Origin of the sequence: Paenibacillus sp. S02 (genome assembly GCF_019454065.1) — a bacterium.
Classification (GTDB): Bacteria; Bacillota; Bacilli; order Paenibacillales; family Paenibacillaceae; genus Paenibacillus; species Paenibacillus polymyxa_B.
This window is the reverse complement of sequence record NZ_CP073682.1, coordinates 2,469,843-2,495,316: the sequence shown is the minus strand read 5'-3', so window position 1 is coordinate 2,495,316 and position 25,474 is coordinate 2,469,843. Positions and strand designations below refer to the sequence as shown.

21 protein-coding genes are annotated in these 25,474 nt (G+C 46.6%); 1 reads left to right on the top strand and 20 read right to left on the bottom strand.

Annotated features, from left to right (window positions below; all coding sequences use genetic code 11):
- Nucleotide 1: 1 nt before the first annotated feature.
- Nucleotides 2–925 carry a PLP-dependent cysteine synthase family protein gene (locus KAI36_RS11180; RefSeq protein WP_023988377.1) on the bottom strand — a complete coding sequence of 308 codons (924 nt, stop codon included), beginning with the start codon at nucleotides 923–925 and terminating at the stop codon, nucleotides 2–4.
- 254 nt (nucleotides 926–1,179) lie between these two features.
- Between KAI36_RS11180 and KAI36_RS11175 the strand changes: the two genes are divergently transcribed.
- Nucleotides 1,180–1,542 carry a hypothetical protein gene (locus tag KAI36_RS11175; RefSeq protein WP_220027749.1) on the top strand — a complete coding sequence of 121 codons (363 nt, stop codon included), beginning with the start codon at nucleotides 1,180–1,182 and terminating at the stop codon, nucleotides 1,540–1,542.
- A 118-nt stretch (nucleotides 1,543–1,660) separates the two neighbouring features.
- Here the strand turns inward: KAI36_RS11175 and KAI36_RS11170 are convergent, their stop codons facing one another.
- The 19 genes from KAI36_RS11170 to KAI36_RS11080 all read right to left on the bottom strand — a co-directional run bounded on the left by KAI36_RS11170 (nucleotide 1,661) and on the right by KAI36_RS11080 (nucleotide 25,468).
- Nucleotides 1,661–1,960 (bottom strand): DUF6509 family protein, encoded by a 300-nt coding sequence (locus tag KAI36_RS11170; protein WP_023988376.1) that lies wholly within the window; start codon nucleotides 1,958–1,960, stop codon nucleotides 1,661–1,663.
- A complete protein-coding gene (locus tag KAI36_RS11165) occupies nucleotides 1,954–3,921 on the bottom strand; it encodes an ATP-dependent DNA helicase (protein ID WP_220027748.1) in 1,968 nt (655 codons plus the stop codon). The genes KAI36_RS11170 and KAI36_RS11165 overlap by 7 nt, the downstream gene beginning before the upstream one ends.
- A 291-nt stretch (nucleotides 3,922–4,212) precedes the next feature.
- The gene (locus KAI36_RS11160; RefSeq protein ID WP_220027747.1) at nucleotides 4,213–5,217 is read right to left on the bottom strand and encodes an ABC transporter substrate-binding protein; all 1,005 of its coding nucleotides are present in this window, start codon (nucleotides 5,215–5,217) and stop codon (nucleotides 4,213–4,215) included.
- Nucleotides 5,218–5,317: 100 nt separating this feature from the next.
- A complete protein-coding gene (locus tag KAI36_RS11155) occupies nucleotides 5,318–5,836 on the bottom strand; it encodes an RDD family protein (protein WP_220027746.1) in 519 nt (172 codons plus the stop codon).
- A 366-nt stretch (nucleotides 5,837–6,202) separates the two neighbouring features.
- Nucleotides 6,203–7,375, bottom strand: coding sequence for a glycoside hydrolase family 88 protein (locus KAI36_RS11150; protein ID WP_220027745.1), 1,173 nt, complete (start codon nucleotides 7,373–7,375; stop codon nucleotides 6,203–6,205).
- Nucleotides 7,376–7,433: 58 nt separating this feature from the next.
- Nucleotides 7,434–9,344: a glycosyl hydrolase gene (locus KAI36_RS11145; protein ID WP_220027744.1), complete on the bottom strand. Its 1,911-nt coding sequence runs from the start codon at nucleotides 9,342–9,344 to the stop codon at nucleotides 7,434–7,436.
- A gap of 28 nt (nucleotides 9,345–9,372) precedes the next feature.
- Nucleotides 9,373–11,277 (bottom strand): heparinase II/III domain-containing protein, encoded by a 1,905-nt coding sequence (locus tag KAI36_RS11140; protein ID WP_220027743.1) that lies wholly within the window; start codon nucleotides 11,275–11,277, stop codon nucleotides 9,373–9,375.
- Nucleotides 11,278–11,481: 204 nt separating this feature from the next.
- Nucleotides 11,482–12,474, bottom strand: coding sequence for a cation diffusion facilitator family transporter (locus tag KAI36_RS11135; protein WP_023988369.1), 993 nt, complete (start codon nucleotides 12,472–12,474; stop codon nucleotides 11,482–11,484).
- Between the two features lie 259 nt (nucleotides 12,475–12,733).
- Entirely contained in the window at nucleotides 12,734–13,003 is a 270-nt protein-coding gene (gene rpsN, locus KAI36_RS11130) for a 30S ribosomal protein S14 (protein WP_220027742.1), read from the bottom strand.
- Between the two features lie 262 nt (nucleotides 13,004–13,265).
- Nucleotides 13,266–14,234: an ABC transporter ATP-binding protein gene (locus KAI36_RS11125; RefSeq protein ID WP_220027741.1), complete on the bottom strand. Its 969-nt coding sequence runs from the start codon at nucleotides 14,232–14,234 to the stop codon at nucleotides 13,266–13,268.
- Nucleotides 14,227–15,210 carry an ABC transporter ATP-binding protein gene (locus KAI36_RS11120; RefSeq protein ID WP_023988366.1) on the bottom strand — a complete coding sequence of 328 codons (984 nt, stop codon included), beginning with the start codon at nucleotides 15,208–15,210 and terminating at the stop codon, nucleotides 14,227–14,229. The genes KAI36_RS11125 and KAI36_RS11120 overlap by 8 nt, the downstream gene beginning before the upstream one ends.
- Before the next feature lie 13 nt (nucleotides 15,211–15,223).
- Nucleotides 15,224–16,150 carry an oligopeptide ABC transporter permease gene (gene opp4C / locus KAI36_RS11115; RefSeq protein WP_025724170.1) on the bottom strand — a complete coding sequence of 309 codons (927 nt, stop codon included), beginning with the start codon at nucleotides 16,148–16,150 and terminating at the stop codon, nucleotides 15,224–15,226.
- Between the two features lie 15 nt (nucleotides 16,151–16,165).
- Complete coding sequence (locus KAI36_RS11110; protein WP_061831922.1) at nucleotides 16,166–17,119, bottom strand: ABC transporter permease; 954 nt, start codon at nucleotides 17,117–17,119, stop codon at nucleotides 16,166–16,168.
- A 106-nt stretch (nucleotides 17,120–17,225) separates the two neighbouring features.
- A complete protein-coding gene (locus KAI36_RS11105) occupies nucleotides 17,226–18,947 on the bottom strand; it encodes an ABC transporter substrate-binding protein (protein ID WP_220027740.1) in 1,722 nt (573 codons plus the stop codon).
- A gap of 202 nt (nucleotides 18,948–19,149) precedes the next feature.
- On the bottom strand, nucleotides 19,150–20,085 hold the full coding sequence (locus tag KAI36_RS11100; protein WP_220027739.1) for an ArsR family transcriptional regulator: 936 nt from the start codon (nucleotides 20,083–20,085) through the stop codon (nucleotides 19,150–19,152).
- A gap of 249 nt (nucleotides 20,086–20,334) precedes the next feature.
- Nucleotides 20,335–21,744 (bottom strand): discoidin domain-containing protein, encoded by a 1,410-nt coding sequence (locus KAI36_RS11095; RefSeq protein WP_220027738.1) that lies wholly within the window; start codon nucleotides 21,742–21,744, stop codon nucleotides 20,335–20,337.
- A 370-nt stretch (nucleotides 21,745–22,114) separates the two neighbouring features.
- Nucleotides 22,115–23,050 carry a dockerin gene (locus KAI36_RS11090; RefSeq protein ID WP_220027737.1) on the bottom strand — a complete coding sequence of 312 codons (936 nt, stop codon included), beginning with the start codon at nucleotides 23,048–23,050 and terminating at the stop codon, nucleotides 22,115–22,117.
- Between the two features lie 187 nt (nucleotides 23,051–23,237).
- Nucleotides 23,238–24,395, bottom strand: coding sequence for an amidohydrolase (locus KAI36_RS11085; protein ID WP_220027736.1), 1,158 nt, complete (start codon nucleotides 24,393–24,395; stop codon nucleotides 23,238–23,240).
- A gap of 56 nt (nucleotides 24,396–24,451) precedes the next feature.
- Nucleotides 24,452–25,468, bottom strand: coding sequence for an LLM class flavin-dependent oxidoreductase (locus KAI36_RS11080; RefSeq protein WP_025722944.1), 1,017 nt, complete (start codon nucleotides 25,466–25,468; stop codon nucleotides 24,452–24,454).
- Between the last annotated feature and the right edge of the window lie 6 nt (nucleotides 25,469–25,474).

The window sequence follows — 25,474 nt, the reverse complement described above, 5'->3', positions numbered from 1 at the left end:
TTTATATCCCGCCTTCATATATTTTTTTGCTCAGATAACGTTCGCTGCTATCCGGGAAAATGGTAACAATATGTGCGCCATCCGGTGCATTTTCGGCTTCCAGTAAAGCGGCATGTAAAGCAGACCCTGAAGAACTGCCAACGAGAAGACCTTCACGTGCAGCCAGTTCCTTGACACGGTCAAAAGCATCGACATCGCTAATGGTGTGGATGGCATTAAAATATCCTTTATCCACAAATTCAGGGATTAATTCCATGCCAATTCCTTCCGTTTTATGTGGACCTGACTCGCCGCCATTCAAAATGGACCCTTCCGGCTCCACGATGACCGTTTTAAGGGCTGCATTTTGTTCCTTAAGATAACGCGAGGTTCCCATAAACGTTCCCCCCGAGCCTGCACCTGCCACAAATACGTCCACTTTGCCGTCCAGATCGTTCCATATTTCAGGTCCCATTGTCGTATAATATGCCTCGGGATTATCCGGATTACTGAATTGCCGTGGCAAGTATGCATCTTTTATTTCAGCAGCCAATTCTTTTGTTTTTTCGATAGCTCCTTTCATCCCCTCACTTGTCGGGGTATGAACGATGCGTGCTCCCAATGCCTTCATCAGGTCCTGCTTCTCTTGGCTGAACTTCTCAGGCACAGCAAAAATAACAGAGATATTATAATGAAGCGCCGCCATCGCAAGACCAATACCTGCGTTGCCTGCTGTTGCTTCAATTAATGTCCCACCTGGCTTCAGCTGACCTGTTTTTAATGCTTTTTCAATTAGAGCCTTACCTACCCGATCCTTTACGCTGCCGCCGGGGTTCATAAACTCCAGCTTCGCAAACAGGCGAATTCCTCTCGGCAGAGAATAGCTGTTCAGCTCCACTAATGGCGTACGTCCGATGAGTTCAAGGGTATTTTGATATACATTCATAATTTCAAGCTCCTTTTAATGGCGAATCCAAAATAAACCAATGGTCAAAATTAACGCCTATTGTCGGAGAAGTTCGCTATCATCTCCGAGAAAACACAGTAATACGGTAAGTATTGATGCAATAAGATTTTATGTGTATTTGAAGCTTTTGTCAAATGGACCAGTCACAATACCCACACACCCTGCCTGCTTGCTCGATATGATAGAGAAGATGTCACAAAATATCCCCGTGCAACATAAGGAGGAGTTCATATATGGGAAAGCAATTTCTGAAGATAGCTGCCGTATATTTTGCCCTCAGTGTGCTGCTTAGTGTAATTATTGGCTTGTCGGGTGATTACAGCCTGTCCAATGTTCAGTCTCATATCCATTTGTTGGGTTGGATTGCACTTGGAATTATAGGTCTGATCTATGTGACCTTTCCTGCACTTTCAGTTACTATTCTGGCACATATCCATTTTTGGATGCATAATATCGGTCTGCCTGTGTTGATATTGGCAATTATAGGTGAAAATTACGAGGTTCCAGAGGCTGGAGTTTGGGTCGCCATAGGGTGGGTGTTACTCGCGGGGGGGACTATGCTGTTTATGGTGAATGTGTGGGATAGACTGCGCTAGAGCAAATAAGTTCTCTTCATTAGACCATAAAAAAGGAGCCTGGTCATCCCAGGACTCCTTGATATCTTCATTATATGTTAGCTATATACGAGCTGTACTAGCTAAGTGTTCTATACTGTTACTTCACTGTTTCATCCTGTACATGTTCTTTACAGAAGTTCTCAACAGCTTGCAGCTCATCATCTTCAAGTTCAAGATCAATGTAACTATTCGTTACTTTTTCAATTAATTCATACTTTAGCAGTCCCGTCTTTTCTTCGTCTACTAAATAAAGACAACGGATATACAGTCCGTTTTCAGTGTATAGCTCGTCGTCCTCCTCTACCTCTACATCAATGATAAATTCATAACGCTGTCCAGTCAAAATACCAAAAGCATCTTTAATCTGATCTACTGTGTACGTTGTAAAATTCAACATGTTTTTATTCCCTCCGGGTTTCCTTCAATTACGGTGCATTCTACGCCCGCAGGCAGTAGTTGTTCAACTTGTGTGCGTACTTCTTGACGACTCAAATCCTGGCCCATGATGGATATCCAGCCTCGATCATTACGCGAGCGAATTAAACGCCCTATGCCTTGTCTGAGTCTAAGTGCCATGTGAGGCATATCTATCTGAATAAACGGATCTGCTGCATCCTTGCGCAGAGCCGTAAAAACCGGATCATTCGGAGGAAATGGTAGTGACCAGATAATGACGTGCGACAGAGAAGGTCCAGGAATATCCAATCCCTCCCATAATGTAACAGCGCACAACACACTTTCCTCATCATTCTGAAAAGCTGAGATCAGATGGCTGATTTCAGCCGAACCTTCGTACAGAAAACGATAGGCTGATGCCTCCGGGTAAGCAACGAGATCCTTCTTGAATGCAGCCAATTCCTCCTGTGAAGGAAACAGGATAAGCGCTCTTCCCTGCGATTTCTCCAGCAGTGCCAGCGCTCTCTGGATTGGATCATGCCCCGCTTGCAACGGGTACAGTGCAGCTTGCATCTGATCGCTGTAGTCATAAGGTGAAGCAACAGAAAACGTTAGTGGATTTTCAATACCGAGACTCTGTGCCATATAGTCAAAAGAGCTCTCTACGGAAAGCGTAGCTGAAGAGAATACGATTGGTATATGCTGCGCAAATACTCGTTCTTTGAGAATCTCTTTTACCATCTTCGGCATAACCACAAGCGTTAATCCATCCTGATCCTCCATCACCCACGAAATGAGAAGTTCAGGACGCTTAAACAAAGCCAATGCGGTTTGAATCATTTCCAAATGTTCTTCCACAATTTTGACTTGATACTCATCCAAAGAAAATAGCCCGCTTTCAAATACAAGCTCTTCCTCAATCGTGCCGATCAGTTCACCAAAGCGGTTTACCTCTCGAATTAGTGACTCATTCAGGATGAACTCCTTGCGATTAGAACCCTGTACAGGCTGACTGTTCTTATCAAGCGCAGCGAACAAAGCCTCACTTTGGGAGATCGCATCTTCGATCGTCATTGCCAAAGATTCTCGCACTTCCCCCTCGAGAAGTCGGGTAATAATAGACTCAAACTGAGCGTGCTTAAGCTTGTAGGTAAGTGCATTTTGTGCCGCTGTCTCCAGCAGATGCCCTTCGTCAAAGACGACAGAGCTGTGCTCCGGCAGCAACGGCAGCTGACCCTCGCGCTTTCTCGCTTCGTAGGTCCATACATGCTCCATATAAAAGTCATGAGAGCAAATGACCAGATCTGCCGCTTTGCGGTAATGATCACGAGACAACGTCTGACCGCAACGATGGCGCTGATGGCAAACGAGACAGTCTTGAAATACATCCCATCCGAGTCTGCTCCACTGTCCATCTGTTAGCTCGGGATACTCCTTCCGATTTCCGTAAGGAGTGAAGGACTGTAACGTATCTGGAAAATGAACAAAATCCGGAAGTTCCTGATAAATATCCCGGAAAACATCTGCGTCCTCATCCAGTCCGCCTCGCACCTCATCCAGCTTATTCAGGCAAATATACTGATCCGGCGACTTCCCCAATCTGGCATCAATCGTCAGACTCAAATGCTGTGCCAGCTTGGCGATGTCCCCTTCCGGCTTTACCAATTGTTCAATTAACGATTCATCCGCACAGGCGATAATCGCCGGTTTTCTCATGTATCGGGCATATGCAATAGCGTACAGCAGGTATACCAGCGTTTTACCAGTGCCCACACCTGCTTCTGCAAAAATGGTCTTTTTTTCCTTATAGGCACGCTCTAGCTGGAATGCCATATAAATTTGTTCATCCCGAACCTCAAAGCCGACTTCAGGCAAAACTTCATAAAATACATCCGCAATCCAGTCACTTGCCTGCTCAATAAACGGCTTGGACGGATCAAAGGCAAAAGGGTAAGTAGTCAATCGGGCTGTGCCTCCAATTCGTTCATAATGTGCATCCTTTCATTATAACGCAAAACAAGCTAAAAAGAACATGAAAACTGTAAGAACAGCTTACATTTTTTATTTCTCCATGAAATTCTATAAATAAAGGACATCAGGGTTCGTTTGTGTGAGTACGCTACGAGGAGGATTTGGCGAAGGATTTGGTGGAGAAAGCTTGATAAGAGATAGGTTAAGCAAGGGAAGTATTCATAGCATAATGAGAAAACAAAGAAACCAGCTAATGCTTTCAGGCACTGGCTGGTTCCATGCTTACTTTTGCTTCATCAGATCTGGAATTTGTTCAAGAAGCCGTTCTCTCGTGATGGCATCATCAAAATTCCATGAGCTGTCGAGTGTATATACCCGTTTGTTTTGAACGGCGGGAATGGTCTTCCATATTTCACTGTTCATCAGATTATTAGTAACTGCAACTGTTTCTTTACTCTGATCCGACAGGATAAATAGTTCATCCCCGATAAATGCAGGAAGCACCTCGATAGAAATGGTAGCAAAACGCTCTTTTTTATCAATCAGGTCTGTTTGTACCTTGAGAGCCGGTTTAAAGCCAAGCACATCATACAAGGACACGGACGCGCCCTGATGTCCCATAACATACAGGTTTTTACCCATAACTAACAGCACTGTCGCTGTCTCTCCTGGCTTAATGTCAACATCCAGCTTGGCCTTCATTTGTTTGGCCTTCTCGTCATATAAGGTTTTGAATTGGTCTGCCTCTTTAGTTTTTCCAAGAAGTTTACCTAGCTCCTGCATACGTTCAAAAGTTGCCTGTTCGGAATTGAGAGCCACGGTAGGTGCAATTTTAGCTAACGTATCAATCGCCTTTTCATCCCAATTGTCGTGAAGAATAAGGTCCGGTTTCAGCATCGTCACTTTTTCCAGATTCACCGGGTAGCCTACATCGGTAATATCCTTGGTAAGGTCCGCGTACACAATTTGTGACTGAATGACACTCAGACTCGCACCTGCTGGACGTACACCCAAGGCAAGCAAATCCCCCGGATCACTGCCTACATAAACGATCCGCTGTGGATTTACCGGAATCGTTACTTTACGTTTTTGAGAGTCTGTATATTCTCGGGTGGTCGACGTTGTTGATGCCTCTTCCTTTTGAACCGTGCTGTTTGCAGCCTGTTCTGCTGTAGGGGAAGTTTGGACAACATTTCCTTGAGAGCTACAAGCTGATAGTACAACGGCTATAATGAGCAGTACTCCCGCCAGTATAGGGAGTTTGGTCGATTTTTTTACATGTAGCATATGGATGTATCCTCCAAGTTATATAGTCTACAGAAAATGATAATCATTATCATTGACTTAATATTACATAATAGACCCATCTTCTGCAACGGAAATTTCCTTAATTCATGATATTAGAAGCTACTGGAGGGAAGGGCAATTGTTGCTGATGTCGTTGCAACTCTTTTTTATTCACAACTAAAGTGTTGGTACAAAGATCGTGGACTCCCTGTTTCTTCGCAGTAAAAGCGACCACAATATAAATAATATGAACAAACATAAAGGAAATGGCTTTAATCCAGTACCGTCCAGACGCGTGCATGAATCCAAGACGCTTTCCTTCCTTGTCTACAACAATTAAAGAGAACACAAGCTTACCCGGTGTTGCTCTTACCTTCGATGATTCCCATAACACACAGTACAACCATGGCACTACGAGCCATAAGATCAGCGGCCACAACATAAGCAGTACTTGTATGAAACCCGTCTCCTTTATGTCCAGAAGATCTGGGATAATGTAAATTGCGCCCCCTACTAAAAGGACTATGGCAGTAAGGATGATCAGATCAATCACAAACGCTACTGTTCTTATCCAAAACCCTCCGTATATTCTTTTTGTACAATCACTTGTTGCTGTCATGATATGTATAACTCCTTTTGCAAATGAGATTTAAAATCCAGTTTATTCCTTTATCCAAGAAGATATCATACGGTTACCCACCTATATTGTCAATTTACGAGTAAATACTCTTAAACAAGTAAAAGGACCTATATCCATGCATCAAAATGAAAATTTTCATAGGAGTTAAGAGCTTATGTACAATGATTTTTCTCCGATGGGGTACAAAATAAGCGCAACTACAATCTCTTAACCCCCTATAAGTAGTACTTTGGCATCGAAATAAATCCAGTCTTTTCATGCATAAAAAAACAGCGTATATGTAAATGAAATTACACACACGCTGCCTCACAATTCATTCCGTAAATCTGACAAACGACCGTACGATTAAAATGAGTTCGTTCTTGCACGCTTATACACTATATTTTTTTTGCATTCAACACTAAACAAACCTTCTTCTCCGCGCAGCTTTGCCAATGCCTCGACAAAGAAATAATCGCCATAGATAATGGGAACGTTGATGTATTTTTGCTCAGGATAATGTACGGTCCCGTTCATCAGTAATCCCTCATGCTCCTCGCCCCACGCCGTACACGTATGATGCAAGCCCTCGAGGATAGATGCTGCAGCTTCTGTAAAATGTTCTGCACGCGTCGAATATTTTGCCAGCTCCAGCAAACCACTGGCCGCAATTGCCGCAGCCGATGAATCCCATGCCCCGCGGTGCTCTTCTTCTTCTGCTCTAAAATCCCACACAGGCAGGCAAACATCGCCCAGCTGGGACAGGAAAAAGTCAGCCGTGTTCTCGGCCACCTTCAAATAACGCGAATCGCGCGTATACCCATACGAAAGCGTAAAACCATACAAAGCCCAAGCCGTGCCACGTGCCCAGGCAGAACCGGGAGCAAATCCCTGTCCGCCATGCTCGGCGACCTTTTTTCCAATCTCTGGATCGAATTCGATCACATGTGCGATAGAGCCGTCCGAACGGACAAATTCACGTGCTACGGTATCTGCATGCTGCACAGCGAGAGCGGCAAAACGCGGATCTCCGCTTTCCTCCGAAGCCCAATAAAGCAAAGGTAGATTCATCATACTATCTATAATCGCAACGCCCCGTGTATCCATGTCCTTCGAGGGGAAGTTCCACGCTCGAATAAAACGGCCATTCACGTTAAAACGGGCAGCCAGCAGATTGGCAGCCAACAACCCACGTCTTCTGGACTCTAAATCTCCGGTCAGCCGATGGGCGGCCACACCGCTGAGCAGCCAAATAAAGCCAAGATCATGGTCTACAGCTTCGCTATTATAGAGTATTTTTTCCAAAAGACCCTCGCACCGCTGTGCAATCCCGGCTGCCACACTGTCAGGACGCGCCCGATTGGCTAGCCATAGGAGCCCCGGATAAAAGCCTGCTGTCCACCACGCTTCTTCACGATTATCATAACGTCCACCCTCTGCAACATGTGGAAAAGCGTCCCCCAGTCTTGCCGCCAAGGCAAGCGTCTTATCCAAAGCCAGCTCCCACGATTGCTCCAGCCATGCTTCTGCTTTCGTCATTTCTTTTCCTCTCCTTTTTCCACATGTTTAAAAATATATATGGCTACACCAGTTCCATTTATTCAGGTAACCGAATGATAAAGGAAATGCGGTTGCCTTCACATTCCAGACGCGCTCCCTTAAGTAAACCATTCCGACAGGCCACAGAAGCTAATTCTTCCGGCCAAACCACGTTCGTTCCTTCCGTCGTCGGGATGACTTCGAGGCTTGCACCTGCGTATTCTACTCGAATGCTTTCCGTTTCTTTCCCAGCTGACATGACATGATGAATAACACTGCGCTCCCGACCGTCGTACGCCATTAGGGGAATAAGTGCCCCTACATTCTGAATATTGCCTTTAAGCTCATACGCCACTTCAATTTTGCCCGGCACCTGACGATAATGCGTTCGGATTTCCCTCACTCCCGGGAATGGGCCTTCCCATAGGAGTGTAAAATCCGTTGCTCCGTCAGACGCTGAGCTTTGTTCCATCTGTACGGTTCCTCCACCATCCTGCGGGTCAATCCCTCCATCCCGGTCGAACTCCAGCGTACCGGGAATGCCTTCCGACAAGCTGTGCCACTTTCCGTCCTCCGTTTGCCAGGCCGGAGTATAGCTCAGCGGGAAAATATCTCCCTCCGCGAAGCCTGTAAATCCGCGGTCTGCATGACCTGCTGAGGACGGACCGATCAGCGACGGCAGCGCAGACTGCTGAATACGCACGATGCCCGGAACATTGTACGGGTCGTTGACCGATGTTTGCACAAGCATTTGCTGCCCGTCTACGGCTGCAATGACAGTCTGGAACCAGCCATCCGTTGCCAACACCCGGCTGCCGATCTCCGCCGGGATGAAGGTTGGAGAAATGTGATCCATCTCCTCCCCATATAGAAGGGTGTGGGCCAGCACAGCCGCCGTCCACAGACTGTAACAGGTATGATTTGAGTACACCTCAAAGCCATGTCGTGCCTCGGACGAATAATGGTTCCGGACGATATGCAGCTTGCCGTCATCCGTCTGCCAGCGACTAATCGCTTGCCAGCATAGATCTGCTGCCCGTCGGAACGCACCTGCGAGCCCATGCTCTCCTGCTGTAATAGCCTGCTGAGCATGTGTTGTAAAGACAAAGGCAGCCGCCGCTTCGTTCCACTGATGCTGGGCGCTTCTTCCACGCGGCGGAATTTCCCCGTGCGGGGATAGCGCCAGTAATGTGCTGAGCGCCCCCCTGCGAAGGTGGTCACGCAGTTCGAGTGCGCAGCTGCCATCATATCCGTTCTCCAGCATCACGCCCAGATGAAAACGTGTAACGATATCGTAGGCAAATGGGCTATTGGGCCGATCCAACGGACCATCCTGATACAGGCCCAACCCGGTAAAACGAGGCAAATGGTAGCTGCGGATATACGTCTCCATCCATTCCGAATCGGCTGCAATTCCTTCCGTTGCACGCAAAAACTCGCCGGAAATCATAATCGCATTCCAGTTGATCATCCGGTTCGGATTTTTCATTTTGCTCATCGTAAAAATGTAGGTCTGCTCCGGCTGAATTCTGCTCAGTTGCTGCTTCCATGCCATGGCTTGTTCTGGTAGCAGATTTTTAAGGAGCCGATACGCTCCCATCATCATAATTGGAAAAAAGTCTGGGTGGTGATCTGGCGCTTTTTCCTCCACTACACAAGCTATGCTATGCGTCAAGGCCGCAGCAGCAGATTCCAGTAAATCATGCCGGCCTTCTTTGACCAACACCGCCGCAGCCAACGCATAGGAGGGGGTGGAGTAGTACCGTTCACTTTCAGAATGGGGGTCAATGATAGCTCCGGTATCATCCTGATGCAGGGCATATGCGCGAACCAGCTTTTCCAGCACAGCCAGCTTATGTTGGTGAGTCCATCCGTCATTCACTCGATTTGGCGCGCTTTCCACCTGTTTTATAAATCTCTCCAGCTCCGTCTGCCAAGGGTACACGCTGCCTGTCTGCAGCTTATTCATCCTGTCTGCCTCCCATTCAAAATGAAAATTAATGTATGGTAAAAAACAGATTGCAATCTACGCTTGCATAACCGTTCCATTGATTGGAATCCAGTTGCAGCGATGTTTTATAAAACACAAAGGGAGCTCCGTCATGATCTATGTGCTTCACAGCCTCCAACCCCGCCCGCAGCACGCCGGCATCATAATCTAGCCTGACGACTGCGTTCGCTCCCTTCCATTCCACGAAGCCTGCTCCCAGATTAGGCTGAATACGACTGATCAAAACCTCCTCCACATCCCGTGACTTCATACTCACACCTGACGTTTCAAACTCAAAATGATCGGTGACGGTAAGCCTTGCCCCCTCGTTTCCCTCCAGCACATTCCATGTAAAGGAGCGGGTGAAGACCGCCAATTCTTCTACAGGATAAGCAGATGTCAAATCAAGCTTAAGCCTTGTGCCCGTCTGTACCTCCTCCTGCTCATCCAAAGCAATATCCAGCACAACCGCCTTTGCCTGTGTGCCCGATTGCTGCATAGTCCCATTGATGACAGGCACGGAATGACCGCCGGAGGAGATATTGATAATCGACTCTCGTCCCGATGAAAAATAGGCTTTCGTGTACAGGCCTGCTCCCAGATCACACAATATATTTTCGCCACCGCCATGAAGGATGAAATGTCCAAGATCGTTATGATTGTGCGGTTCATTGTTATGCCCAGCCTTCGCTGAAAATGCAAGCATGACACCTGTTTCACCCTTTTGGCTTCCGGGTCCACTATGGCTGGAACTGCGGTTGCGGCACATCAGCCAACCGAGTTGCGGCAAATAATTGGTAACGGTCTCACCGCTCCCGAATGCCAGAGGATTCGTCCAGACCAAGTTGCGCAATACATGAGCCCAGCGGCGACAGGGGTCTTCCAACAGACCAGGTACGCGGAAAGGGAGTGTAGATGGTCGTTCTTGCAATGAATTCAAATGAGAGATGAGTCCGGAAGGCAATCGTTCAGTTTCACTACTGTCCGAATAATTAGCGAAAATTCCATTCGACAGATGAACCCGCTCTGCAAAGGCTGCGATTTGCCTAACCTTTTCCGAGTTCAGAATATCCACAGCTCCCTCGGTAAACTCACGCAGCATATCGGCAAAATAAGTGAAATAACCACAGCCGTATACCCAGTAACCTACGCCTTCGGGACATCCCCCGTCCTCTCTGTAGCCTGCCAAAAAACAATCCAGCGCGCCCAGCATACTCTCAATGGCTACCGCTCTGGAAAAGTCGTCTTCTACCAGCAGCAATGCTGCAATTCCGCAACCGGAAGCACATACTGCCGACCAATTATGATCTGCGGTTTCCCATCCAAAATGACGAGGCTTCCAAAAAACGGGTTCCAGCACACGACGTTCAATCTCTTCGTGCACCTTAGCGACCACATGGCTAGCCAGTTGTTCTCCTAGCAGCAATAAAATTTCAACCAGCGTTTGTGCTGTTTCGGACGCGAATAAATCCACCTGCTGCCAAGGCGGTGTTACTGTGCCCTCTTCATTGACATGTGCAGGAAGCGCCCATGTGTACTCGCTGCATATGTCCAGCAGACCGCTTTCCACCTCTTTCATCTTTCGAGGCTCCGGCTTGACAACAGCTTCCAGCACTATAGCAACCAGTCGTCCACGCCGTTCAAAGTACACATCCTCATACGGCTTGCGCTCTCCTGTATTAGCAAATTCCCGAAACAGAGACAACGGCAGTTCAGGCCATGATGCTTCCCGATTATCTTTACAGACACGCTCAATATCCATCCAAAGCTCGGCGTATATCGGCTCAGAGACAGTCGTCCGCAGCCTTTTTGTCCAATTACTCCTTAACCGTTGCCTTGCTGAATCCTGTATGCCGCCAGCCAGCGCCTTAACGAGCCGCGAAGCAGGCCAAGCCTCCCTCAGAAGACTCATTTGCATTTCCTCCCCATGAGAAGCATTTGTTTCACCTTTTTTTGTTAACGCTTTCATTGTATCTAACAATCATCCTAAATTCAAAGGGGTAGTAAAACAATTGAGAAAAAATAAAAGAACCTCCATGCCCCGTTGCCGTGGTCATGGAAGTTCTTGTTTTACACTATTGCCAATCCCCGTCCAGATTCGCTTTGATCATTTTTTCTAAACTGTGGGTTTCTCTTGTTTCCATTTTCTAATCCCGTCATCTTCCAGAATACCCAATGCTGCATCTGAGATATTAGGATCACGTAGCAAAGCGTCCTCGACTCTAAATTTAATATCGTCAGCATCTGCCAGCGTCATGCCCGGTGTAAGCTCAATCAACCCTTCCACGTGATAGTAGCGTCCCTCCTGTAAAATACGCATTTGATAAATATCCGTTACATGTGTGTCTGCTAGAATAATGGAAGCCACACGTTCTTCGATATCAGGAGGAGCAGATACACCGATCAAACCTACCATGTTGTCGTAACCGACCCGGAAAGCAACACCGACCATCAGACAACCGATGAGTATACTCGAAATTCCGTCCAGCAGTTTAAAATCTGTCAGCGATGTAACCACTACTGCTAGCAGAGCAAGTACTCCACCCGTTGTTGCTACCAAATCTTCATAAAACACCAGACGGGTTGGCGGTGCAGCACGCCCCACATGGCGGAACGCAGTGGTGAAAATGCTTAGCCCCTTCGCTTCTACTCTGGATTCATGCAGCACTTCTTTCATCGCTTTGCTCCATACAAATCCGTCCACCACTAGTGACAAAATCAGCACTACTACATTAATCCAAAATCCATGTGTAGATTCAGCCGGATGCTGCAGCAAATGAATGCCTTCCAATGCGGTTTCATAGGCCATAATCGTTACAACAATAACGGCAACCATACAAAACAGGTTAATCACTCGTCCAAAGCCGGTAGGAAAGCGTTTTGTCGGTTTTTTCTCTGCCAATACACTGCCCGCGAATACAAACATTTGATTCACTGCATCCGCAATGGAATGCATCATCGTAGCAAACATAGAGCCGCTGCCTGTCAAGGCAAAAGCAATCCCCTTAATCAGAGCAATGCCGGTATTACCTAACGCCGCCGAGCCCGAGGATTTGTTTCCTTTTTTGACCATACTCCAAAAGGAGTCCTCTCTCTGTTTCACTTCCATCTTGTAGCTCCTCCTGAGGTATACATAATCTGATATATCCACATTATGTAATCGTTTGTTATGTATATTTTTAACCCGTCCATATTCTACCTAACCATCTGAGGAGAATCAATACAAACGATAATATTTTCCATGGAAAAGGAATGCCCCATGTCCCCCTACGACATGAAGCATTCCCGTTACAACCTTCTATCAGACATACCCTCAGGTTAACAACACAGATAATCTCCATGCGCTGACGATCGACATAAGTGCCTGTTTACCAGCTTGATTTCGTAATTCCTGGAATTTGGCCTTTATGTGCCAACTCGCGGAACGCGATACGAGACAGCTTGAATTTGCGCAAGTATCCTCTAGGCCTGCCTGTCAGCTCGCAACGGCTTTTCAGGCGGGTTGGAGATGAGTCACGCGGAAGCTTTTGCAAAGCTTCGTAGTCCCCTTTTGCTTTCAATTCACGTCTCAGGTCCACATATTTAGCTACAATTTCCTGGCGTTTCTTCTCTTTTACGACTTTTGACTTCTTGGCCATGTAAAGCTCCTCCTTGTGATATATGCCAATCATGAAGGTTCACCATCACTACCGCGAGATTGATGAACACGGATATGGACATGATTTTATACCTTAAATAGTAATCATTACGATTACTATTTAATATAACGCTGCTCCAGGTGTGTTGTCAACCCAAGCGGTTTGAATCACGACATTAAAAAGCCGTTGAAACAGCAGCCCCCTTCACTCTTGTGAACGGTCTGTCGTTTCAACGGCTTTAAAATTTGCTGACTGACTTTGTTCATTCAGCCAAATGGCAAGCTACCCAATGATCTGGACGAGCCTCACGATAGAGTGGAATCTCTTTGGAGCAACGGTCGATTGCAAAGGGGCAGCGAGTATGGAACTTGCAGCCCGAAGGCGGATTAACCGGACTTGGAATATCCCCCTTGAGCAAAATACGTTCTCTCTTCAGCTTCGGCACCGGAATAGGTACAGCCGACAGCAACGCCTTCGTATACGGATGCAACGGATTCCCGAATAGCTCGTCACGCGATGCCGTTTCGACCATGGAGCCTAAATACATCACGCCAATACGGGAACACAAATGTTCCACCACGCTCAAATCATGCGAGATGAACAAATATGTCAGACCCCGTTCGGCCTGCAATTTGGCGAATAGGTTAATAATCTGCGCCTGTATGGACACATCCAGCGCTGATACCGGCTCATCAGCGATAATTAAATCCGGCTGAAGCGCCAGCGCTCGGGCAATGCCGATCCGTTGGCGTTGACCTCCCGAAAATTCATGGGGAAAACGGTCGATATGATACTCTGACAATCCACATAGCTTGAGCACGTCCAGCACAATCTGCCGGACCTCCTCCTTCGTTGCTATACCGTGATCCAGTAGCGCCTCACCAATGGCATCACCAATCCGTAAACGCGGATTCAGCGAGCTATATGGGTCTTGAAAGATCAACTGAATTTTGGGACGAAGTTCCTGCATCCCTTTGGCTGACAAGCTGTGTAGATCCACCCCTTTGTATTTTACGGTACCGTCCGTTTTATCCGTCAATCTAACAATCGTGCGGCCCACCGTGCTTTTACCGCTCCCCGATTCCCCTACCAATCCGAAGGTTTCACCCTGACGGATCGTAAAGCTGATATCGTCTACCGCCCGCACATGTCCTGAAGTACGGTTCATAAACCCGGACTTCACCGGAAAGTACGTTTTTAAGCGGTCTATTTCCAACAACGGCTCAGCCATGAACAACCGCCTCCTCATATAACCAGCAGGATGCTTTCTGCTGAGCTGAAACTTCTTTTAATGTAGGCTCCTTTACACGACAAATGTCCATGCACTGCCCACAGCGGTCATGAAAATAACAGGAAGTCGTCAGCTCCAGCGGATTAGGTACCTGCCCGGGAATGGAATACAGTTCCTCTTGGCGCTGATTAAGCACCGGTTTGGATTTTAGTAACCCTTGTGTATAAGGATGCTTGGGATGATTAAACAGCTGTACCACTTCGCCTTCCTCGACGATCTTGCCTGCATACATCACAATGACGTAATCAGCCATTTCGGCGACAACACCCAGATCATGGGTGATTAGCATGAGCGACATATTGGATTGGGCTTTAAATTCACGCAGCATATCCAGGATTTGCGCCTGAATCGTTACATCCAGCGCCGTGGTTGGCTCATCCGCGATAAGCAGCTTGGGACCACAAGAAACAGCAATGGCAATCATAATTCGCTGCAGCATCCCCCCGCTCAGCTCATGCGGATAACTTTTTAAAATCTGCTCCGGCCGGGATATACCGACCTGTTCGATCAGCTCCAGTGCTCGCTTACGAGCTTCCTTACGGCCCATTTTCAAATGCTCAATCAGTGGTTCGGATAGCTGTTCACCAATGGTCATGACTGGATTCAATGAAGACATCGGCTCCTGAAAAATCATGGATATTTCATGTCCGCGAATCGTGCGCATCTCATTTCTGCTAAGCTCTAGCAGATCGGTTTCCTCAAAGCGGATGCTTCCGCCTGCCACTTTACCACCGGGACTCTGGATCAGACCCATGATCGACATCGCGGTAATACTTTTGCCGCATCCCGATTCACCGACAATGCATACCGTTTCCCCGGGTTTCACACGGAAGCTGATATCATCCACCGCTTTAACCGTTCCTTCTTCTGTATAAAAATGAGTGCTTAAATGTTCAATAGAAAGTAAATTGTCCATGGTGTATGATCACCTACCTCTTATGTTTCGGGTCAAGTACATCCCGCAGCCCGTCACCAAAAATATTAATAGCGATGACTGTAGCAAAAATAGACAGTCCTGGCGGTATCCACAACCACGGACGTTGCTGAAAATCCAGCACATTGTTAGCGGCATCAATCATATTGCCCCAAGTCGGTGTCGTGGGCAGCACGCCAAGGCCAAAGAAGCTGAGTACAGATTCACTCAAGATAGCTCCGCCAATATTCAATGTAGCGATAACGATCAACAACGGTAAAATATTCGGCAGCAGATGTTTGAACAGCTTTCGACGATTCGAGAGTCCCAGTACCGTCGCGGCTTGCATAAATTCACGTTCCCGCAAACTAAGCATCTGGCCCCTCACCATCCGTGCAATCCCCGGCCAGTTGACTAGACTAAGCATCAACATGACAATATACATCCGCTGATCGGGTGGAACCTTCCAGTCCGATAGCAGCGCGCCCATAATAAATAGCAGGGGCAAACTGGGAATCGTCAGCAGCAAATCAGCAACACGCATAATAATCTGATCCGCAATCCCGCGAAAATATGCGGATATGACCCCCAGCGTAGCCCCCAGAAAGACTGACAATACCATTGAGGCTAAACCCACGGTAAGAGAAATTTGACCTGCTTGCATCACGCGTGTCATCACATCCCGCCCCAGCTTGTCAGTTCCTAACCAGTGATGGATATTGGGCGCCTTGTTCATCATTAATATATTTGTTTTATTATCGGAATAAGGAGAAAATAACGGACCGATAAAACAGAGCAAAAACATAAATACCACGACGAGCAGACCAGCCATAGCAAGCTTGTTTCTGAACAGCTGCCGGAGCGCTTGCTGCCACATTGAAGATTTAACAGTTGTTCGCAGTCTGCCGTTGCTCTTGCTCAAATTACTGCTCACGGATGACATTCCTTAGCCCCCTTCTTACACTTTCACACGCGGGTCCGCGATGCGATACAAAATATCGGACAACAGTGTCCCGATAACGCTCAATATGGCAATCAGCATCGTAAAGCCCATAAGTAGCGGATAATCCCGGAGCGAAAAGGATTGCATGTACAACTGGCCGATTCCCGGCCAATTAAAAATCTTTTCAATAATCAGGGACCCGCCAAACAGCGCAGGTAATTCGAAGCCAACGAGCGTAATGGCAGGCAGCAATGCATTTCTCAATGCGTGCGTAAAAAGTACCTTTCTTTCCTTTAAGCCCTTTGCACGGGCTGTGCGTATATAATCCTGCTGGATCACGTCGATCATATTGCTACGGAAGTAGCGGGTCAACGATCCCAGTCCCAGCAGCGTCATAACGATCACTGGCAAGGTCATATGCTGGAGAACCTCCTTCACATATTCCATACCTGTAGCGTTACTGCCCGTATTGAGCATGCCACCGGGTGGCAACCACTTCAGGTCAACCGCTGCGATTTTAATCAGATACAACCCGATAAAAAATGAGGGCACAGACATGGCAGCGAAAATCACCACCATTACCAAAGTATCAAACCATGAATACTGCTTATAAGCAGCAACCACACCGATAATGACCGCGATAAACCAGGTCAGGAAGGTCGATACAACGGCCAACAAAAACGAGTTCCAGATATACTCATTAAATAAGGTCAGCACCGGCTTCTGCTGGGCAAGTGAATAACCAAAATTTCCATGCAGCGCATTGCCCAGCCAATTTCCATAGCGTTCAAGAATAGGCTTATTCAGGCCGTAAATTCCCCTCAGCTCCGCCTTTCTCTCTGGCGACAGCTTCAGGTTGCCGCTAATGAAATCTCCCGGTGTCATGGCATACAGGAAAAAAATCATCATCGAAGCGGCCAACAAAATAATAACCATATACGTCAGTCTTTTCGTTAAAAACGAGCTCATGACAGACTCCTTTCAATTCAAGGTCAGGCTACTCATTACGTTTCCCCATTTGGGAGGCCCCTTGATCCGAACCTGATGTTCTTCACAAGGGGCCCGCAAATGTGGCTTATTTAAGGGACCATTCGAACAGATTACCAGACAAGCCAATGAACGGACTGACCTTTACATGTTCCATCCGACCATTGTAGGCATACACCGTCTTCTTATAGTTGGTAAAAATTACGGGCAATTCATCGTTTAGCAACACATATAATTCTTGATATATTTTCTTGCGTTCTTCCATATTCGTCGTAGACAAGCCTTTTTCATATAGCTCTTTTACCTTTGGATTGTTATATCCCTTGACTTCTCCATTGACGAATTGCTCGATTCCATCTGAAGGATCTGTCAGCATGCCTGTCGAGAAGGCGGCAAGATCATAATCTTTACCTTCTACTTTGGCGACCATTGCATTAAAGTCTGCAAAGATTTCCGGCTGTAGGTCAACGCCAATCGCTTTGTAATTTTCAGCCGCAAGCGCAATAAAGGTGTCTGTTTCTGGACGTTTAGAGGTCAGCAGGTGAATGGTCAGCTTCTGACCATTTTTCTCACGGATGCCGTCACTACCTTCTGCCCAACCCGCTTCATCCAGCAGCTTTTTCGCTTGCTCTGGGTCGTAGTTGTATGGATTGATTCCATCGGTGGTGTAAGACCAGAATATTGGGGAAGCTGGAATGTTTGCTACCGCCCCTGCTCCCTGAGCTGCGTCGACATAAATGCTTTTCCGATCCAGTCCATAGGTCAATGCTTGACGAACCTTTTTATCCTTAAGCTTTTCATTTTCAAGATTTACTTGCAAATATCCGTAAGTGCTAGGGGTATACGGCAAAATGTTTAAAAAGCCAAGCCCTTTTAGTTTGTCGATATTTTCCTGAGTTGCGGTGAATTGAGCAAAATCGGTATCGCCTGTTTCAATGAATTGCCAAGCGTCGCCTTCTGCTGTTTTGTAAATGAAATGCTGTGTTTTAGGTTTGCCTTTGAAAAAGTGATCATTCGCCTCCAGACGAACTTCTTGCCCTGGAATGAACTTTTCCAACTTATAAGCCCCATTTCCCAGAGGGCTACTATGTAAATTTTTAAAATAATCCAGCTGTCCGAACTTGTAATCCTTGCCGTAGTAGGCTTTGGACAGTACATAGTCACCCAGAATCGGCAGAGCCAGCGCGTTTGGTTTTTCCAACGTCACAGAAATGGTCTGCGCATCAATCACCTTGATTCCTTCAATTTGTTTTGCCTTGCCTTCCGTATAGTCTTTGCCGCCTTTAATGTTCAGCTTTCGGATTTGGCTGTCACCAGGATAGGCTTTGTCATAGATCAACGTCCAGGTAAAAGCGACATCCTCTGCTGTCAAAGGAGAGCCATCACTGAATTTTGTACCGGGAACCAGATGAAACGTGTACGTTAGATTATCCTTAGAAATATCCCAGCTCTTAGCCAGATTGGGCAGCGGAAGCCCCTTCTCGTCTACCGTGACCAGCGGAGTCCACAACTGCGAAATCACGTTGCCGTCATAGCCGCTTTGGTTAAAATACGGAGTAAACACCCCGGCTGGGTCAGTCAGACCAACAATAATCGTGTCGCTTCTCTTTTTGGAAACTTCCGGCAATTTGGATAAATCTGAAGCTTGTACCAGACTTGTTAATGGCTGCGCTGTAGCGGCTGTCTGTGCGACATCACTATTTTGCGAAGTAGCATCGCTAGCGCTATCTGATCCACCACTAGAGCAAGCTGCTAATAAGGTAGAACTTGCCAGAAGTAGACTGCTGAGTAGAATAATTCCCTTTTTCAAAATAATCCCCCCGAGTTAATTTAGTAAATTCCGATCAAACAAGTTGTAATTAATAAGATAAATCTCATTATAGGAATCTATTCCGGTTCTGTAAAGAGAGAACTCCATTTTTTATGTAAAAAAATAGACGTGAACTCATCTGGATTCCAAATGATCGACGTCTATTTGTTTAAAGTGTTAAAGTCTAACTGGTGCGTGCAGCCTAATTTCGCTCCATATAGCCAAGAATGCTCCGATGCATTTCATCCACAGCCGAAAGCCGTGCGCTATATCCGAGTAATGTTTCGCCATCAAAATGTGCATGGATGAAGCCAGAGGCCCGGAGCTTGAAAATATGATCGTGCGTGATTCCCTTGGACAGCTTGAGATGACGGACAATCTCAATAAAGGTTCGTGGAGACTGGCTTTGATACAAATATTTTAAAATCTTAAGCCTGCTCTTCTCCCCCAAACTTCGGATCATTCGATATTCCTGTGGGGATAAAAAATCATCCTCCTGAACATAAATCCCTGCCGAATAATGGCACAACAGGAGCGACCCAAATCGATAAATGATATTAATCGGCTGAAAATGGTATTGAGGCACCAGCAACACCCGCGTCAATCCTTTGGAAGGCTCGAACCGGAAGCCATTAGTGGTACGATCCACCCACTCCATAGTGCTATATACGCCCTTCTCCTTATTTCTCCGTTCAGCTTCCTGTTCCAGACCGCTTAGAATACTCGTATCCACATGGCGAAAATACTCCTCGTCCCAGCCAGATAGCAGTTGCAAAGCAAGTTTACGAAGCTTCTCCATATTGTCAGGCAGCTCGATCCCATGGGCTGATGCCAGTTCGTTTAATTCCTGTACACTCCGGTTCTCCAGACGGTCTACGACCTCTTTAACCTTCCCGTGATCAGAAAGCATACAGACGAGTCCATAAATAACCTTCCAATCTGCATTGATTTCCATGGACTCCAGCAATTTGGACAAGCCTGGGGACAGCGTTCCACGCACTTGCTCCGCCCACCCGGCTGATAAATCGGTCTTCTTGTAAGCCTTGCGGCAAATAAAGGTGTGTAAGCTGCTGAGCAGCTCAAACACCGGTCCATATGCTACATGTACATCGTAAGGAGCATTCACGTCGTGACTCATCGCTTTCTGTCCTCTTTTCTTTCATGTCTGATGTCCATTATACATACTATCGTACACCCGTTCATTCTTAGTGATCCATTTATACGAGAATTTAGCAAAACATAGATACAAATATGAAGGAAACAAACGTCATAATCAAGACGAAAAAAAGCCTGATCTCATCAACCTCTAACTGTTCAGCTATGAATTAGAAAAGGTTGTCTCCCACAAATATTGTAGGAGACAACCTCTGGACAAATAGTATGATGTTTAATGTTTGTTAGCTGCTACTTTCCACTCCAAGATTCCTGTAGATGCCGATCCTTTGGATACCATTTCAATTCTTAATTTCGCTGTTTTTACAGGCGTAAAAGTAGTCGTATTATATTGATCTACCACGGTGCCCAGCCCTTTGGCCTGCTTGACATTAGACCAGCCCTGACCATTCCAGTACTTAATCTTGTAAGACTTAGGAACATCAATGCCAGCGCCATCTTTGAACCAATATACATCGGTTTGGGATATCATATATTCTTGATCAAAATCATATTGGACCCATTGTGTACCCGTCTCAGGCCAGTTACCATACACGGCATGACTTCTATCGTTGGAATTGGCAGGTTCAAATCCATTGTTTAGCGCGCTTACATTTTCCCAAGATGAAGTATAAGAGCTGCTAGCCGTTGCCGCAGGTGCTATGTTCACGATTTCATCAGGATCTGTTTCAATTGGGCCATCGTCGTCTTTAGTCGTGATTGGGAAACGAGCCGTATCCTTTTTGATTTGACTCCAGGTATACCGCAGCATCCAAACATCCCAGTCGGTGATATGATCGGAATTGCCGGCCCACATAATGGTGTTCGTTGGGAATCCACCTGGTGGACGCTCATGTTCTTCATAAAAATCGTTTAATCCAAATCCATGCCCAATTTCATGTTCAGTAATCTCAATCTCATCAGCGTTCACCGTACTCAGAACGTATTCATCATTCATACGCTGTCCCCAGTCGCCGCCGGCTCCCCCGCCAAAATTTTCTGTGGCCCAGAGATACATATCAAAGCGTTTATCCAATCCACCTGGATACGAATAGTTCAGGTCCGAAAAATGCTCAAATCGGGATATTTCATTAGGCGCAACCGGAAGCGCAGCAGGAATTTCCGGTTTTTCAGAAGCTAGTGTATCTGTAATGGTATCCGTATAAATGACCTCGTCAGGCTGCTTGTCCAGGAGCAGTGAAGGATCGGCAACAGCCCAGCCTACCACTTTTACTTTAATATTCTTATAGGGCCAGCCGTCATATCCTTGAAGATGCTCTGTCCAATGGTTCATCTGCCGATCTATCATTTTAGCAATATCCTGGCGTTGCTTCAGTGTGACGGGCTTAGAGGATTGCCAGCGTATAACATAATTAAGAGTCCCTTTTCCCGCAAAAATTTGATCAAAAATCGTATTTTTACGAGCCGTCGAGCCTTCGGTCAACATTCTATTCTTCCAAACCCATTCCACTGAGGATTTGAGATAAGCTGGCATATCAGCTAACGTCGAATCACCCGTTGCCGCAACCACAGAATCCCCGTTTAGATGAGAATCCGCTGATACAAAACTAGCATTTCCCATCAGTAATGAACTAGCAATGACTACTGAAAAAGAAGCCATCATCATTCCTTTTCTGTTCAACATGTATGTACCTCCATATCCATTGGTATTATTGCAATAGTTTTCTTGAAACGATGATCTCTATCACCTCTCTTTTCGTGTTTGCGAACTAATCTAGGAGATCAAGAGTACACTATCAATCCTCCTTGTCGTTTTTTGTAAATAATCACAAATCATATTATCACTGGATTATTGCATCGTCAATATTTTCCTTAATGATTTAAATTAGTCATTTTAATCGTATATTGGAACATATACTTGATCTTTGCATGCACAAAACTGGTATTTTATAAAATGAAAAAACCGTTTATTCACTAAATCAATTCCACCACGGAATTTGATTTTGGAACAAACGGCTCTATTTATAAGCTTTTTCACACTACTCTAGCATTTTTTAGCGGGTAGGAAAACGAGTAGTATCCTTCTTGACCTGGCTCCAGGTATAACGCAACATCCAGGTATCCCACTCTGTTATTTTGGGAGAATTTCCAGCCCACATAATAGTTGGCACAGGAAAACCACCGGGTGGACGCTCATGTTCTTCATAGAAGTCAGGCAACCCGAATCCATGCCCCATCTCGTGCTCTGTAATCTGGATTTCATCCGAATTCAAGGTGTTCAGGATATAATCATCAGGCATACGTTGCCCCCAATCCCCGCCGGCTCCGCCTTGAAAATTGGACGTTCCCCATAAGTACATATCAAACCGCTTGTCCAGTCCACCCGGGTAAGAATAGTTAGGGTCCATAAAATGTTCAAATCTCGATAGTGCGTTAGGAGCAACCGGAAGTTTAGCTGGAATATTCGGGTCTGTTTTACTTAAGTCATCCGTAATGGTATCCGTGTAAACGATTTCATTAGATTGTTTGTTAAGAATCTGTGATGGATTCGCAACGGCCCAGCCTACTATTTTTACTGTAATATTGTTATAAGGCCAGCCATCATACCCTTTCAACTGCTTATTCCAATTATTGATTTGGCGACTCAGCATGGAAGCCATATCTTTACGCTGCTGAAGAGTGATATTTTTAGAGGATTGCCAACGCACTACATAATTTAGCGTTCCTTTTCCCGCATAGATTTGATCAAAAATCAAATTTTCACGGTTGGTGGAGCCTTCTTTGACCATTCTATTCTTCCAAACCCATTCTACCGATGGCTTAAATTTAGCAGGTATATCAGCAGCTGCCAAATTAATATTTGTCGACTCTATATCAGAAGTGCTTTCCAAATCTGAGGCTGCTGAACCCACGTTAGCCCCGCCAACCAGTAAAGAAGCAGCCACTACCAATGAAAAAGAAGCCATGATCATTCCTTTTTTCTTCGGCATTTATTTAACCTCCATACCTTTTATTTTTACGAGACATCTAAAACGACAACGCCTACTCTCTTATTACACCCACTCTCGATTTTGAATAAAATTACAATTTTATACTATCATTGGAATGATATAGCGTCAAACAAAAATATCCCCTCTACAAGGAGGGGATAAGTATCCATAGACTAGGCTCGCACTCCTACTCTATGGATATCAATGTCGATTCTGCCAGTGAAGCCAGTAGCTTCGCTGTTCCGGGCAACGCGCGTTCGTCCAGATCAAAGGCAGGATGATGCCATTCCTGGCTTCCCGCAGTGCCGACAAAGACAAACACACCGGGGATGTTCTTCTGATAAAACCCAAAATCCTCGCTCGCCGAGGATGGTATGGGACGAACGACTTCCAGACCGACCGCTTCGGCCGCCTCCTCCGCGATGACGGCCAACTTACCGTCGTTCAGCACAGGTGGCGGACCCTCGATCCAGCGGATGGTTGCTTTCGTGCCGAAAGCATCGGCAACGCCTTTTACGACCTGCTCGAAACGCTCAGTCACCTGGGCGCGAACATTCTCATCAAATGTGCGAATTGTTCCGTCCAAATGTGCACGGTCAGGAATGATGTTCCAGGCGTTGCCACTGTGAAGCTTCGTGACGCTAATGACCGCGCTATCCAGTGGATTAACGCTCCGACTCACAATGGATTGCAGCGCCGTAATGATATGTGACGATACCACGATGGGGTCAATCCCTGCATGCGGCACTGCCGCATGTGTGCTCAGACCCTCCACCTCGATGTAAAAACCATCCGCCGCTGCCATTAGCGGACCTTCTTTGATGCCGACCGTGCCTACGGGCAGGTCTGGCTTGTTATGTAGGCCAAATATGGCCTGCACCCCTGCCAACGCACCGCTGTCCAGCACTTGGACAGCGCCTTTGGCCTTTTCCTCAGCTGGCTGGAACACCAGCCGAACCGTGCCTTTCAGCTCCTGCTCCCGCTGCTTCAACAATACGGCTGCTCCTAACAGGGATGCGGTATGAAAATCATGCCCACAGGCATGCATCTTGCCGGGATGCACCGAAGCATAAGGCAATCCCGTCTCCTCCTGAATAGGCAACGCATCAATGTCTGCACGAAGCGCGACAGTTGGTCCCTCCTGCTGTCCGCCGATTTCCGCTACTAATCCGGTACGCAGCGGCACATCCAGAATGGTTATGTTCTGTTCTTCCAGCAGACGGCGGATAAAGGCGGTAGTTTCAACCTCCTCGTTAGATAACTCGGGATTTCGATGCAGATGGCGGCGAATGTCCACCAGCTTCTGCTCCAAAACCTGCTCCTTCGTCCCGGTTGATCCACTCATCCCTATTCCTCCTTCGTGAACCCAAAATAGTTACAATTCTCTCAGACCAACAACATCTAGGACTGCACAGGCAACCCAGCAAAAGCTTCATGCAATAACTCGAACGAGCGCACGCGCTTGTGTATATCCCTTATTCCTGTCGTAACAATTAGCTCATCGGCCTGATACTTCGCTTGAATTTCCGTCAACACAGCATAGATTTCGTCTTTATTCCCTTTGTTAATTTGTGCTTGTGTAGCTTCAATTGTATATTCTTCACCTGATTGCTTGCCGAACTCTTCTGCACTTTCCAGCGTGCCCACCGTAGCCGTTTTGCCACTGGCCAGATGAATTTTGTACAGCTTGTGCTCACCTGCCAACTTCGCAGCTTCCTCGGAAGTGTCCGCCACGATGACTGAAAGCGCAAAAAGAGCTTTCGGCTCACGTCCATAACTATAATCGAAAGACTCCCGATACGTACGGAATGATTCCAATGCAACCTGCTCATTACTATTGATAAATTGCGAGAAAACGTAGGGCAACCCCAAACGCGCAGCAATTCCAGCACTGTCTGTACTTGTACCCAAAACGTAAATATCCGCTGGTATTTCTGGAATCGGATTCGCCTGTAACCCGGCTAACGGTCCTTCTTCAGACGGAATATTATGAATATAGCGACTTACTTCATCAATTTTTTCTTCGAGAGAAGGGGCATCATGAACGTTTCGTTGTAATGCCTGTGTGGATTTCGGCAACCCGCCCGGCGCGCGTCCGATTCCCAAATCTACGCGACCCGGTGCAAGAGAGGACAGCACATTAAAGTTTTCAGCTACTTTATAAGGGCTGTAATGCTGAAGCATCACTCCACCAGAACCGACTTTAATACGCTCAGTACGTGCCAGCAAATGGGAAATGAGTACCTCTGGCGAAGAGCCCGCAACCTGCTCGGAATCGTGATGCTCTGATACCCAGAAGCGCGTAAACCCCAATTCCTCTACACGCTGTGCTAGCTTAATCGTATTACGAAGGGCCTGCGCTGCTGTTTCCCCCTCGTGTATAGGGCTTTGATCCAATACTCCGATTTTAATACTCATGTCTCC